This window comes from Legionella sp. (assembly GCF_047605385.1).
Lineage (GTDB): Bacteria > Pseudomonadota > Gammaproteobacteria > Legionellales > Legionellaceae > Legionella.
Genome location: NZ_JASGFU010000056.1, coordinates 1 through 16,975, shown reverse-complemented (window position 1 = coordinate 16,975; position 16,975 = coordinate 1). Strand labels below are relative to the sequence as shown.

Sequence of the window (16,975 nt, the reverse complement as noted above, 5' to 3'; positions counted from 1 at the left end):
AACTTAAACCTATAACATCTTATAATTAACTTGCAAAACGAGATGGTTCATATATATGTAAATAAGTATACAATGCTAAAATTATTTACTTTATGACTATTTTTGGTGTATATGAAGTTTGAGATAATTACTAATCGAATTTGCGATACGCTTTCTCGGGAAGCGTTTGTAGCGTTTAAGCAAACTTGGCTGGAAACAAATCGCCAAAAGATTGAAAGTGAAATAGAAAGACGACTTGTTGATCCTAATCGAAGGCGTCGGAGTTATTGGGAGTACAGAAACAACACTGAAGGGCAAGTCAGGCAGGAATATTCCTCGTTATTCGATAGGACTATTCGCCCTTATTTAGAGAGGTTATGGAAACAAAAAATAGAAGAAGCAGATTTTGTTGGTCAATTAGATCGCTTTTTTAATAGGCATCCTTGGCTTTGGCCCTTGGCAAATTTACACGGCAATGATTCATTCCCTGAAGAATACATTAGACCAATTATCCATAATACTCTTGTCCATCATGCTTCTCGTTATGAATTAATTTTCCATGGTTATGATACGTTAAACCCCTCAAGCTATACAATAAGTTGGCCGGCGGACAATGAAATATTAGCACGAAGAGTACATGACTACCCTTTACAACTGTTTCGTAATAATAATTATACGCCGTTTTATCCTCTCCCTTCGCTTAATAATTACTGGAAGAATCTTAGGCCATTAAATCTTTATCGACTTTCCAGGTTAGATGTTTATCGACTTCTTTTTAAGCATTTTAATGTTGACTTATTTTCTATTAGGCAATTGCAATTGGACCTACAATTGGTCCTAAAAGTTATGCCTGTTGAGTTGGATGAATTAAAAGAACTCGATGAAATCAGCAAAAGATACTGTTCAAGTTGGTTAATAAATTTAGGTACTCTTGACACTCCATATTGGATTTTATTGGATAAGTACCATAATAAAATTTCTTTATATATCTCAAGCGAAATCGCAGAAGAAGAGTTTGAAGAGAAGCTTAATAAAATTAGAGATTGTTTCCCCATCGATGAAATTGTTGAAGTTGATGCGCCGTATCAAACACAATATACCGATTTACCAGATAACTTGATGTGGCAATATCAATTGTTTGCAAGAGTGTTGCCTTATTGTATCCAAAGTAACCGCTCCATGCCGTTGCAAGCATACCGCAATCCTGTTTCTTTGTATCATTTAATGAGTTATGTTTGGGAATCATTAATAGAAAGCTCTGAATTAATTTCAGGAAAAGTAGAACAAGCGGCCAGAGGATTTCAGTATGCGTCCCCGTTTAGTGAAAAATCCTGGTCTCTATTATTGACACAACCATCTTTTGAAGATAGCAAGCAGACAAAATCATTAGAACCTTTGAGAGCAAAGGAAATTTTAAAAGCGGTTGATGAAAAGAAGTTGCATTTGACCCCCACCGATCCTTCATGCAGGGAATATACTTTATCAACGATCGTTGAACGAAATTATTTCTTACAGGCCTGTTTTATGGCATGTTTTCACCCGACCTCGCAGATAATACTCACTCTTACTGCTGAGTCCAAAAAAGATATGCCGGATATCCCTACATACATTTTTGACAAGGTTACTGAGCAATTAAACCATGTCCGCTTTACTGTGAGTAGTACGATTCAAGCGATTAATCCAGGGCATTTCTTACCTTTAGTACGTTTAAGTAATGCAGCAGCATGCAATCGTTTATTACAAACTGCTTATTCAATTCCTTTAGCTGATATGACCATTGATAATCGCTGGGGTGATGCGGGAAGATTAATTTTTTCACTATTTAAAAAACAAACAGCGTATTTTGAACCGAACGCGATTCAAACCTATCTGCAAAAGGAAAAGACGTGGCGAAAAAGCTGGTTTAATCCAAAACAAGTATCTGAGACAGACTCTTTTGCATGGCAATTAGCTCAATTTGCTCAGATGGGGCGATTAGGATTAGATGCTTTTTTCGAGTATTTAAGAGACAGTCATTTGCGATATTGGCATGAAATTCATCAGACACCACAGCTCAATATCCCTGTCTTATTCGATTTAAACGGTGATCGCTTACTCAGTGCGGCTCAATACATTGAGTATTTACGGGAGCAATTATCTGATTTTATTCGCGATGAACGCTGTGTTCCCAAATTTCGTGAAATTCACTTGATTTTACCTAACCCTTCAACATTGGCTGCCAGAAAAGAAACTTGTAAATTAGTGTGTAGTGTCAGCAATTGCAGATACACTCATTATCAAGAAGCTAACGTTTTCTTTTTATATGATTTTAAAACGCTTTCTGCGAGTGAGCAGGATATCTGGTTAAAAGAATTTGAAGAGTTAGCTAATCAAAAAGACAAACCTTTAATTGCAATGATACGTATTCCTGAGCTGGATAGTCAGATTAGCGATAACGTACAAGCAAACAGATTAAAGGCTCGATATCGAGGGCTACAAAATAAAATTCTCGATAATCAGCGACAATGTAATGAAAAAAAATTAGCAAATAATACCCATATTTTTTATCAAGGAGCCAATGGAAACCTTGAGCCTATGGTCGATATTCGTGACTTTAAACATAGAATGAAACAACCATTTGAAGGAAACGATGAAACCATTTTACTTGCTGCAAATACACCGGGTATCCAGCAAGAATTACAACAAAATATTGAAGCGCAACATGAGATAGTGCAACAGCTCGAAGAGAAGAAAGTTTTCTATCATGAAGTAAAGCCTGAAATAAAAAGATATGGGCTTGACACAAGTCGATTAATCACACGTGTTACAATTCAAAATCACCTTAAACCATCAGAAGATGTTAAAGATTGGGCTGAAGAATTTAGTCTTTGGGTTGGCAGTAGTAAGGATGTTCCTTATCTTGTTCAGTATATTGAGCCAGAAGCTTTAGAAAAAATTAGGCAACATCAGTCTTTTTTTCGGATGGGATTTGAACCAAATCATTTACCCTTTGGATTTTATCTTGCTCATCATCCTAACTCTCAAACATCTTATATTTTTTGTTATGATGAAAATAAGGCTAAACGAGAACACCATGAATGGGCAGCCAGAGCAAAAGAAATTCGCAATCCATTTCTCCTTCATCTCGCTAATAAAAAGATGGCCGTTAATTTTGATGGTGATTTTCGGCAATTTCATTTGATTGGGGATGATGAACAGGCTCAAGTATCTTTGTGGCACTATTTAGCAACCAAGTGGATAAATTTGGAACAGAATGAGTTGCAAAACAAATGGATACGCCAAGTTTCTAAAAGGTATATAAACACGATGCATCCAGATATTCCTATTCGTATCTCTCGATATGAGGTTTCTGGTAATCTGGATGCTCCCTGGATACTTGCCACAGTTAAAGAAAATATGGCTGGATGGGCACAAACTGTTCTGGGGTATGGGAAAGGACTCGATTTTATTCGTTTATTCATTGGTTCAATGGATGAGCCTCAGCTAAAAGCATTTGGACAATTATGCTATTACTACGATAGTGAAAAAGAAAAACTGGGAAGCAGCCATTTTCTTCGTATAGCTTATGCATTCTATCAAGCTTTTGGTGAGTATAATTTCTCCATTTGGCAGCAAGCTTTATTTGCTAAAAGTGATAATGCAACGGAATTACTTGAGAAACCTGTATTGGATGCTATAGGGTTAAGCCTCATCTCGCTAAAAGACAAATCACCTGCATACACTCATATTTGGTTTCGTCTATTACAAGCCCAAGCCCAGCATCAAAGTTTAGTCCGTTATGACCACTTATGGTATGCCTATCAAACCTTGATTTCTTATATCGATAAAAAACAGCTTAATTTACATGATGATGTAGTCACACATTTTCTCAGTCTGCAGGTTACGTTTGAATCCGTCGTTTGGTTGGATCGTCTGTATCATTGTTTAAAACGAGCTGAAGGACAACTTTATGAGTTGGATGTTCAACAGATTATATTGAATAATTTGGATAAAATTGACTGGCATAGTAACGGTTTATCCTATGCAATGACTCATAATCAAATGCCCTATTGGTCTGAGGACTTAGTATTAGAAGGATTTAAAGATGCTCTGCCAGAGATGGGATATACACCAATTTGGGATCGACCAATTGCCAAAAAGTCATTGGCAGTTCAATTTGGTCGTTATCTTGCTGCAGCGCTTAGAATTAATTTAAAGCAGTATCAATTCTATTCCAAACACATTAAGCCTTTATTAGAAAGCGAGTTTATTTTTTATCCAGTCGCTCGTTTATTATTGATTCACTTGACATATGGTGTCGAGCAGATTAGTAATTGGAGCAGTGCTGATTGTAAGGTCATTTTAACCGCGTTAAGTGGTAAAGATGTTCAAGATGAAGTGGTATGGCTTAACCAACAATTTAAGCTTGATCAGAAAAGTCGTGGTGTTTTCTATCAAGTATCCTTCGTTCATGTACCTCTAGTTTGTCGTGTGTTAAAAGGATACGGATTAGAAAATTTAGAATTATGTGATTTAAATAAGCGCATTGCGCTATTAAATGCTCTGGGTAAAACCTGTCAATACCTGCAAAGCCAAGCAATGCTTGAGTCACCAGGTATTATCCTGCAATTGCAAAAAATGATTAGTCAGGCAGTAAGAGATGAGCGTTATTTAACAGCCATGTATCAAACGCCCTGGTTGCTTACGATAGGGAACAACCCCTGGAGAGGTTGGAGTTTCAGTACAAACCGCACTATCCTTAACGGACAGAAGCGCCTTTTACAACAACTTGAAAGTATCTCTTATCAGACATCAACCTGGTTACCTGATTTTGAGGATATTAATAGAGATTTAGCTCAGTTATCTGATGATTATTTACCATTTGATCTTGACAATAAGCGGCGCAAGATTATTGCTGCGTGGATAGGCAATGGGTGTGATATTAAAGAACAAGATGCCATTTTCCGTGAATTAACCCTTAAGGAAAAAGATAATTTAATCTTACAAAGTACAGAACAATTTCTTATCCAGCATAAAAAAGAAAACACCGTTTTAATCAGTATGCTTATACCCCATCTAGCCATTAAAGCAGATTTGTTTAGGCCAGAGCGCGCTTTGGCTCATTGGGTGAAACTACTCAAACGCATAGATAATAAACCTCATTTTAACGATTTAGGGGTTGTTCTTGGTTGTATTGTTCATCATGTTAAAGAGCAAGCATCTGCTATGATAAGTCTGCCACAACTCAGCGACATTATTGAAAACCTGATGCTTCCTGAGCATGATGAACTAACCCATTTTCCTAGTGAAATATTAGTTGATTTATTAAGGCAAGCAGATAAGAGCCTAACCAGTAATCGCTTAAATGATTTATCAGATGAATTGGCACCGTCATTAAAAACTAAAGTGAAGCGGATTATAAATGCAAAAATACCCAATCAGATTAAATCTATTCTAGTGAAAATAATCTCCAGAAATCTAAGTGAAGAACAACATATCAAGATAGTACGTCATTTTGTGCATTATCAGTTAAACAGGCTTAGTATTGATTATCAAATGGAGGTGGCTAATGCACTTCTGCTTATAGATTCGGTACCTCCTGCTGCGAGTGATGCCCTGATAAATACCTTATTTTTCCTACCAGAAGATACAGAAGTCAGACCACTTTGGTTGAAAAGTCGTCTTCAATTATTACAAGAAATAAATAAGAAGAGTTCCTTGTTACCATTGCAAATGATGGCTCCTTTGTTACTAGAAAAACAACAAAAAATTCCTGAAATAGAAATTATTGGCATTTATACATTAACCTCTGGTGCAGTTCATGGTGTTGCACTAAAAACGGTGTTACAGCAGTTAAACTCATGCGATCTGAAAAAGCTTGCTCATTATTGTGCTTGTTCACCAAGACCTTCAGCAGAATACTTAATAAAATGGCTACCTACCTGCTCTGTTGATGAACTCATTCATCATTTTGAAACAATTGAACAGGCAAAAGATTTGCGTCATTACAGTGTGACTAAGTCCGATAATCGGGAGTTAAAACGTGTCCTTGGTGGCATCAAGGAAAAAGGCATAGGTTATATTACCGATACAAAGCAAAAGCAAGTTATAGGCCTATTATGCTATATCAACGCTTATGCTCAAGAATACAATTTAGCTCATATTCCTTCTGATATGCTTAAAGAAACTTTACGCCAAACAGCTCAATGGTTACAAGCAACAAATGATGAAACAACCCAGCTCACTTATCGATTACAATTATTGGCCATGTTACGTGAGATCTTGCTTCGGCAAGCGGGCAAGTGGACCAATCATACTCAAATGATTGCTTTAATTTATGCCTCATTACATAACGACGAAAGTATATTTCACCAGATTAAAACAGGCCAAGGCAAAAGTATTATCACCGTGATGCGAGTTGCTTTTCATGCTCTAAATGGTAAAGTTGTTGATGTATTTACAGCTAAAGAAAGCTTATCGAGTCGTGATCATGAAGAATTTGGTTCTATTCTTGATGCAATCGGTATAGAACATACTCATATTACCCCTAATTCAAGCGAAAATGCCTATCAAGTGGGTGATGAGGTATTTGGTGCCGTTAATTACATAACTCCTGGGAGTTTCAGTCTTTATCAATCTGGACATTGTTGGTCTGAAGAAAGTAAGCGCTACATTAATTATCACAGCAAACAGCGTGTTGCATTTTTTGATGAGGGCGATCATATATTACTTGATGAACAAACGATGTTTAATTTTTCTTATGGTGGGGAGTCAGGGAAGTTATATAACTATGATGCATGGGTTTATCAAGCAACCTGGTGCTATTTTCAAACCATCAAAGATACCTTACCAACGAATGAGAAAGGTATTCCCTTTATTTCCCGGAAAAAACATCTTGCTGAGTTGTGTAACTATTTGCAACAACAAGGTGATTTTTCACCCATACAGTCTGGTTTCATTAAAACATATCTTGCACCTGTTGTTGATTCTAAGGTTCAAAATAAAACACAGGCCATTAATGAGCGCGATAAAATACTTGCCAGTTTACTTTCAGCAGCATATATCGCAAATAACCTTCATGAAAACCGAGACTTTTGTGTGCAAACAGCCACAATGCCTCTGGCAAACGGTGTGACCATCCAGAGTCGTGTTGCTCAAGTTGTCATTAACAATCAAGTTCAAGATGGTGCAACTTACAGTGAGCATGTACACCAATTTTTACATGTTCGTTTGAACGAAATCGCTCTGGATAAAGGAGAGCAACCTAACTTTTTTATTGCTCCAGATAGTTCCATTGTTTTATCGCAAAATGTTCCATCCTTGATGCGGTATTATAGTCAAATAGAGGGCTGCTCGGGGACAATGGGGGATGCTGGAGCGCTTGCTGTTTATGAGGAGCGATTTGGCATAAAACATGTAGTTAAATTACCCACTCATGAACTATCGCAAACTACTTATAAAGGCATCATCTTCTGTGAAGGACCAGAAGAATATGAGCGTACCATCGCTGCATGCTTAAAAGAACATAATCAAATGCCCGCACTTGTTATAACCGAGGACGATTTAGCGGTTAAAGCATTATCCAATTGCCAACGCAGGTTATTACCTGAAAATAGAGTAACAAAACTCATCTGCGACACAAATGATAGCGGGCAGTCTGAAAATGAAATTGTTTTACAGGCGGGTAAACCTGGAGTAATCGTTATCAGCTCGCGTATGGCACGAGGAACAAATATCCAACCTGAAACGAAAGAGGGCTTATTGGTTATTCGTGCTAATCCCAATATTCCTCGTTTTGCCAAACAAGGTGGGGGCCGTCAAGGTCGAAATGGTGCCAAAGGAGTGCTGATTGACATCATTGATTATGCCAAAATTCAAGATGAGTATCAGAATTTTCTAACCTCTAAAGATTCTTTACGTTTGGCCCAGCTTATGGAAAGAGAGCGGCATCACTTAAATAAAAAATTTGCAAAACATCAACGCGACCAAAGTCATCAGTGGGATTGGCTCATACAAGATAAGGACAAACAAGAAAAATATTTAAAAACACGAGTAGTGCACTATTTAAAGCACGAAATAAAACTTCAGCGTGAACAAAATATACGAAGTAAAGAAATGATTGTTTCTGAATGTTCGGCCCATATTATGGGTATCCTGGCGCACCACATTGGCGAGGAGCAATCCATCATGCGTGCTCTTCGCAAGGATTGGTTATGTTGTCGGGAATCTATGGAATCTGCTTGGCAACAAAGAATGAAGGGAGCTGTTGAGGATAATAAAATCGTCTTCGATGCATTTTATGAAAAAGCGAAGCACGCTTGGCAAACGTTTGCTGGTAAATATTCTGCTTATGTTGATAATGCGTTATTAGATAATAAAGACTCTCTTTTGCACTCAGTAGCCAGTGTGAATAAATTAGCCTGGAATACAGGAGATGAAGCCTTGGTGGCTCCTGAACCGACACAGCAGGTTGACATGACAGAAGTTATTGATTTTTATCAAAATTTCATTAGTCGAGTGGGGCCTCACGTGCTTTCAGATTTACCTAAGTCATTACAAGAATTATTTTATGGGAAAGTCAATAAAGGCTTAAATGACTTAGATGGCTTTTATCATCGCTTAATTAGTGCGAGTCAAAAAAGAGAGGATGGTAATCGTGAAACCTTGATTCACAATACTCAAGCCTTATTTGCCGGGCTTACAAGTTTGCCATTACCTGTGGTTACTTATATCCCTTTAGCGTATATGATTAAATTAGTCAGTATCTTGGATGTGGCGCGCATAGAGTCTGATTTTATTGATAAATTGTCGTGCCTATTTCAAGCATTTCAGCATCCCTGGGCTCAATCCGTACCTAAGCTCACGGCACATCATATGACAGCATGTGCGAAGACGAGTGTATTTATCACGCGCTTAATTTGCCGAGGATTTATCACAAAGGATAGTGCTGAATGTCAACGTTTTAGTACATCACAAGCAGTAAGCAACATTACAGATACTCTCTGGGAGGATTATTGGGAAACATTAACGCCTAACCAATTCGCCTGTTTTGATCGATTTATTAATCAGGACGAGGCGGTTATCAGGTTGTTGACCACTCGTTTGAGCCGCTTGCACTGGCGAAAACTACTTGGGCAGCTAGGTCGTTATGATATAACTCGTCCAGAAGATGCTCAGTATCTTGACAGTGTGAGGCACTATTTTAGAGAGAATCAAGAGTTACTCAATAAGAGTCACTCGGAAACGCTTACCGCATTATTAGATGTGTTTTTTTATTATCTGGATCGACGAATCGATGTGAAACATTTTCCAATACCGCATTGTTTTGTTCAAGCCAGTATTGAAGAGAACATTCAGTTTATTCATTTTATAGCAGAGCAATATATGATTAATGAAAAAGAAATAGGCCAATTGGTAGAAATCATCAATACAGCATATGCTGAAAATCAAATAGGGGCGAAGGAGATGACTGAGAAAGTCATGCCATACATTAGAGCTTTACCTCCAAACCTTCCTTTTATAATGATTAAAACGCGGTTGGCACATATTGCTGATGCTCATAATTTTCGTGATTTTTCAAGTGCAATTAAGGCACTAACAGAAATAGGGGACGCCTTAAATGTCTTTACTCACTGTAAGGGCATTACAACATTTGAAAACTCACTACCTCAAGAGGGTAAGTTTGAATCATTACTAAAGCGAACTCAAGATCTTGTATTGCGTTTTGATGAAACCAATCATTCATATGAAGCAAAAAAAATACTGCAGCAGTTAAGTCACTCAAAATACGATGTTTTTGATGCCAACACCTGTCTTATGGCTTATGAACAGTATGATAACCATTATGAAGACATCTTAATGTTATTATTGCGAGCCAGGAAGGTAATGAATACTGACACCTATGAGCTATTTTATAAAGCGTGCTTTAATCATCAGTTGGATAACAAACCTATTCGAGAAGAATTAACACGAATTGTGAGTCTATTTGAAGAGTATGAGAATTTGTTTGCAACCAAGACCAGTGAACAATACAAGCAAAAAGCTTTTATATTAAAGCAATGTTTACAAAAAGGTGGTATTGACTCAGTCCTCATTCAGTTAAAGATTCTCAAAGATCACCGTGTTCATTTTAATAATACTTATGTTTGGCAGCAGTGGCAAAATAGCGGTGAAGACAGCCAAAAGTTTGAAGAGCAAATACAGTTTATTAAAAAGACAGAAAATTTATCACGTGAAGTAAGAGAAAGGATATGTACTTTATTTGAGCAACAATATGATAAAACACGTCTAATGTCATTCGTGCACTTAGTTGAACAAGAGGAAAAAACGCCCGATGCAATTCCAGAACAACAATTGTTGCACATATTAAGTAAATGGGAAAAACATGAAATTGAAGACGGTAATCATTTAAAAACGGTATTTGATGCTCAAAAACTGGCAAATACATTTGCCACAGAAACAGTGGATAATGCACGAACGAGACAAGCTCAACATATTCCTACCATTGAAGGTCTTTTTGGTACGTTCAATCAGAGTAATCAAGGCAGCGCCCGCATGCATTTAATGCACAGTATTACTCATTCTTTAATCAGTTTCAAAGCCGAGTTGCAGACTAAATGCTGGTCTTTTTATGAATCATTAATGAGTCAAATTGGTGATATTAGAAAACAGATAAAGCAATTACCTGAGGAAAAACGGTCCTTGAGTTTAAGTCAGACGTTAAGATCCATGAAAGGTTTGGCCATGGAGTTGTCTTTTGTTGCCAAGTCAGAGCCAACTTTCCTTAATAAAGAGGTTGATGTTCATTATTATTCTCAATTGATCAATGCGCATGAGCAGGGTTATACGGGCAGTTGGAGCAAGTATTTCACGATTAATCGGGCTCGTTGGTCGCAGGCGCAAAACCTGTTTCACAATTTAAAAGAGATTGCTTCTCCGCGACAACAACCCCAAGCTGACTTTTACGAATCGATGCTAAGTGTTATTGCTAAAACGCAAAAAGAAATTCTTGACAAGGATGCAGAGAATAAAATAGCTAATAAAAAAGGTTATAGTCGTTTATTAGATATTACCCAACAATTAGGTTTGCAGGTATGTAAAGATATTCTTGCGGATTCCTCATCAAATCAGGAAACCAAACAAAAAGTGCGTGATTGGTTGCTCGTTCAAGAAAGAAGAGTTGTGTATCAACTGTGGCAAAGATTGCCCTCAAATCATCCAATTATTCCTGAGTTAGCGCCTTATGCTCGAAATGCAGCTAATCCGGAACCTGCGGCAATTCATCGTTACAAAACAGCAATTATTCAATTGCAAGCCTCTGAATTACCTAAAGAAGTTCGCTATTTACTTCCTTTATTAAAAGGACATTTTGAAGTTACTGAGGAAATGGAAATGCAGGCTTTTCAGGCCAAATATTGACGATGAGGTAACCATGACTAAGCCAATTCCAAGAATTAACCAGGTTTTGATAGAACAATTGCTTGAGAAAATTAAAGTCACTCGACAAGCCATTAAGCGTCAATTGTCTCATACTGCTTCTGATTTAGAAGTTTTATACTATTCCAGTAATCAGCTGTTACTTGTTCATTTTGAAGAGATTCTAAAATCAGATCAGAGCGAAGCAGAAAAAAAAGCAAAATTAAAGCAACTTCTAGCCGAGCGGTGGCAGGAAATCAAGGAAACTTCTAGTGCTTACTGTGTAAAACCCAGGGATCAATTCAATCAATTGTGCTTGGCATTGGCTTTTTATATATCTCCCTTACCTGAAGAATTGTCTGATTGTGATAATTGGGGAGTAGGTGAGGGGCCTTATTTTGTACTCATGCCTACTTTAGAAGCAGCCAACGATATTATTACGGGAACTAATATCCACCAATATCTATTGCATGAATTTATTTTAGCAAAGGATAGTCGGCGTTATATCCCCATATTCCAAACTTTTGATTATTTTTATCAAAGCAGTGCTCAAAAGCCATTCCATACGGTGTTTACTGATGCCCAAATGGCGGACAATAGCATCGATAAAAAAGAAAATCTGCTCACTGATTCTGAAGTAACTGAATTAACCGAGCATTCTGAATTGACTATAAAATTAATGCAAAGTTTGGCTATATTAAAAAACCCTCAAGGTAGCTTTTTTAATCGCCTCGAACAATTAGCCGATGGCCTACTTGCCGGGAGTTCTCATGGTGGTTCTGGTCAATCGGATAATGCTGCTGCTCAAGCAAATGAAGCTATTGTTATGTTTTTTAATTATTGGGATAGTTTACCTTCAGAAATCAGTCAACATTACCTTGAAAAGGTTCCTAAACTAGGCCCTATCTTACAAAGACTACGTAATCCTGTAGCTATTGCTCAGCAAGGTGTGAATTATTGTGTTGGTGTAACAGGTGGAGACTTAAGATACGAAGTTCGACTACATCGTGAACACTTACAAAGTGGTGATCAGACAAAATTTCAAAAAGCGATACAACGTTCTCTTACAGAATTAGAACAAGCCATAAAGAAGCCTAATTATACGTTAAAAGCTGGGAGAAATAATATTCAGCCGTTGGCTGTGCGTGTGATGGCTGCTTCAGTGAGTGAGCAACAATGCCTAATCAAAGAGTATTTGCAGCTCGATTATCCTAATTTTTTTCTCTATGCTTTGGATCAACAGCCAGCACTAATAAAGACATTCATTGAAGCATTTCAACGTTCACGACATCAAAGTGATGTATTAAAACAACGTGCCAGTAATGGCATGAGTGCGTTAATGATTGTAGCACAAAGCTATCCAACAGAATTAGCCACGTTATTAGAGTGCTGTTTAGAGTTAGATGATTTTCAATGGAAAGAAGAATTAATGGCGGCTACTCCTGCAGGAGATTTCTTGCCTTTCATGATCTTGCAACGATGCCCGCAAGCGTTCCCTCAAGTATTAAAAGCAACGTGTAAACTCGATAAGCAAAGTCAATTAAAATTGATTGCTACGATATTTACATTCGTAATGGAAAATAATATGGATTATTTTCAGTCATTATGCGAATTTATTAGCGATTTCGACGCTGAAGAAATTGCGAGTTTATTACAGCGAACAAATCAACAAGGAGATAATGTGTTAATGTTGGCATTGGGCAATTATCCTAATGCTGTAGCGCCATTGATGAACTTATTTGGTAAATGCAAGCTAAGAGATCAAGAAAACTTAGTTAACCATTACAATAATGTAGGATTCAATTTGCCAGTTCTGGCTTTAAATGCTGAGAATGAATATTTTCAAAGCATACTAAAAGTTACCTCGCAGTTTAAAACAATTTTATCTCCATTGCTCTTGAGAGCGAGTTACAGCCAAGAAGAGAAATTTAATGCTGTATTGGCGTTATTAGATAAAGACTATTTTAATGATAAAAGCTTTATAGATGTTAATGGTAATCATTTGCTTTTGTTATCTATGATGAATCAAAAAACACCATCTAATCTTTTATTTAATCATTTAAAATCGTTGTCCCAAGAAGAATTGTATATTTTATTAACATTAAGAAATCATACGGATGATTCTCCTCTGACGTTAGCTTTAACACAATATCCTCAGTATTTGCCCTATATTATTGAACTCATAAATTGTTTAACGGATGAGCAAAAAACCTCTTTATGGCAGCAAGTTGGCGTAAACGGATGGCATCCACTCTTTTTAGCATCAATTTATGCACCAAACTATGTACCACTAGTGATGAGTTACCTTAATGAGAGTACTTTGTGGGCGAGCCTAAACCAAACTGATTTATACGGTAATGGATTATTAGCAATCTTATTGAATTTTCAATCTGAGCACCTGCCTGCTTTTTTAGCAGCTATAAAAAACATGTCGATAGAGCAACGTTATCTCTTACTAAGTCATTGTAATCAGGAGGGAGATAATCTGCTGTCCTTAGTATTGCAACGGGAGGCTCACTTGGTGGGCAATCTATTTAAACTGATGGAAGGGTTTTCTATTAAGCAGCAAATATCGCTCATTACCTGCCTTAATGCTCAGGGAAAACATGCCTTAACGATTGCTTATACTCAGAATACAAGATTATTTGATAATTTATTACAATGTATTGATAATCTCAATGCTGGAAATAAGGACGCTGTTTTAACGAAATTACCTCTCTCTCATTGGTTTGATTTATTAAGTTTGGTTTGTTCCAATCAGCATGTCTTTATAAACTTATATACAAGTTATAAAATAATTTATAGCAGTGATAAAACTGCCTTATCGAATTTATTGACTTATGAGGATTCCAATCATAACAATTTGTTGATGTTAATCATCCAAAACAATCCCTCTATAATGAATTTTATTCTTAGAGATGTAAAAGCATTATCCAATGAAAGAGTCCAAAGACAAGTCATGTTACAAGCGAATAAGGCAGGTGCAAATGTTTTGTCGCTAGCGGAAAAATACACCCCAGATAATCAGGTCGCTGGTTTACAGTCTTTTCTCAAAGCCCTGGATAAACAGAGCACTAAACAAATGATGCTGGTGTCGAAGATAAAAATGCACTCAGCGGATGTACTGATTTCTCCTGAAATGTTGGAAGATTGTAATGCAGAAGAGCTGTTTGGAAAATTAAATGAAACAGATTCACAAGGAAACAATCTTGTAGGCCAAATTATAATTCGTATGCCGCATTTTATGCCTACTCTTATTAAACAAATGCAGAACCTACTGTCATTAGAACAAATTAAAAAGCTCATGGCTCATGCCAATCAACAAGGTAATAATTTATATTGGTTGGCGCTGGAACAACCACAAGCTGCTTTTTTAAGTTCACAGATTCAATCTCTTATCAATTGTTATGATAATGAATCACAAATGGCTTTCTTGGCACCGCCTGCTAAAGAATCTCGGATAGAGTGGGCTTTAACACGTGGGAATGAATTTTTTATTATAACCATGCACTGGATTAATGGGATTAATAGAATACAACGTAATCAAGTGATAAAAGAGTTCTGGCAACGTCCATCTACGGAGTTGAAAAACATAGTTATTAAGGAGGATGTTGATACATTTAAACGACTAATTAGCACCACTCTTTCTATGGAAGCTGATGAGGTTGCTGCCCTTATGATCCGGAATCGTCAAGCATTCATGATGGCTCTTACAAGCAGTTATGCTCCGATGAAAGGGCTTGCTTGTCAGTGGTTGCTCCAATTACCGAAAGATAAGCAATTTGAGGTCTTGTCGAATTTTACTGTGGACGTTATTTTATCATTACTTAATACAGAAAAAATAAGCTTGGTTGATGCTCTTCCTTTAAGTCATCAGGCCCAATTATTAAGCCTACAAGATAGTGATGGACATAACGTTTTAATTAAAGCGCTTACTCGGCAACATCATTGTCATAGCAAATTGTCAAGTCGTCTAGTATTATTTAACGCTCAGCAACAAGCGAATTTATTACAAGCTAACGAGAGACAAGTAATCTTCTTGCTGCATGAAGTTGCAAGAGCAAATAAGCCATTGTTTGCCCAAATCTTGAAGCAACTTCACATGCTGCCAAGTCATACTAAGTTTATTTTATTAAGTCAATTAGATGGTAATCAACTATCTCCACTTGATTATTTGCAAAACAGTCCTGAACTATACGAGCAGGTATTGAGCTTATATGATAATTTATGCTTAACTGAGCAAATTCAACTATTTACCCAGAAGGCAGGTCAAGAGCAGCAGAGTCTATTAATAAGGTCGCCTTCTCAGTTTAGAAAGCAACTATTTGAGAAATTTATTCATTTTCCACAAAGCGCACAAATTGAAATTTTATTGTCCATTCATAACCACAATGAAGGCGCATTGAATACTTTGATGCAGCAGTCACCCTGGATTCAACCCTTATTGCTGAACATTATCGAATCTTTTCCGCGACACATTCAAGGTATTCTTTGCGCAGAAAATGGAAGGCAGGGTAATGCATTGATTTGTTGGATGATTACTAGTGACAATGAGGAGTTGCAACAACGAGCTATAAGATTGATGGCAGGACTTTCAAAAAAGCATATAAGTGCATTATTAATGCAAAAAGATCCCCTACATGGCAATCATTTATTACAAACGCTTGCAAGAGAGTCGCTCCCGTTATTTGATAAGGTTTTCTCTATTTTTGCGACGTTATCTAGTGAAAATAAGACCCAAATTCTTATTCAACAAAACAACAATAATAGTGGATTATTTGCTGACTTAGTCAACACCATGTGTTATGACCAGTTTGAGAAACTCTGCAAAATAATGGCTGAACTACCAGATGCTGAAAAAATTCGCATTTTATCCAACTCAGGGATTGTTCCAGTTGAAACAACCACGCTTTGGGTCAGTTTGTTGTATGGAGCTCCGCAAAGCAAAAAAATTGTTACTATTTTGAATAATAAAGCTTTTTTTAAACCAATGATCCATTTGTTATATACGTTACCACCACAAACTCAAATAAATATTTTGACTAATCATATCGGCGTTGGAAAACAGATTATTGACGAGATTTTAGAACCTGAACAATCAAAACTACGACTAGGATTAAAACGAGCCAAAACGCTTATGGATGCAAAAAAATTATTGGATGAAATGGCCGCCCAAATTCCAAATGAACAAATTCATGGTGCTGCGTTTGAGTTGCATCAATTGCTCGTGGAGCGATTAGAGTCTTATCAAAAAAAGTATGAGAAAAGCGTAATTCATATCCATGATTTATCGAACGATTGGACTAATTATATCGAAGCAGCTTGGCCCAAAATGGAAAATAAGCATACATTCACAAATATACTTATTGGGCTATTAAAATTAGCTGCGTGCTTGCTCATGCCCATTTATGGTGGTTACAAACTTTATGAAAAAATCACAACTAACCGTAATGTTTTGTTCCAAACGAACCAGGAAAGAATCATTTATAACTTAGAAGATGTAGCTGATAATTTGAAGTGCATGGAAGAATCATTTTTGAGCTTATAGTAACTCCCCAGGTATTTAATTGAGCTCACCGGCTTCCCCTCTCCCCCGCGCGCA

2 protein-coding genes are annotated in these 16,975 nt (G+C 36.9%); both read left to right on the top strand.

Annotated features, from left to right (window positions below; all coding sequences use genetic code 11):
• Positions 1-111: 111 nt before the first annotated feature.
• Positions 112-11,376 carry a hypothetical protein gene (locus tag QM652_RS11350; protein WP_415075860.1) on the top strand — a complete coding sequence of 3,755 codons (11,265 nt, stop codon included), beginning with the start codon at positions 112-114 and terminating at the stop codon, positions 11,374-11,376.
• A 13-nt stretch (positions 11,377-11,389) separates the two neighbouring features.
• Positions 11,390-16,921, top strand: coding sequence for a hypothetical protein (locus QM652_RS11345; RefSeq protein ID WP_415075858.1), 5,532 nt, complete (start codon positions 11,390-11,392; stop codon positions 16,919-16,921).
• Positions 16,922-16,975: the final 54 nt, after the last annotated feature.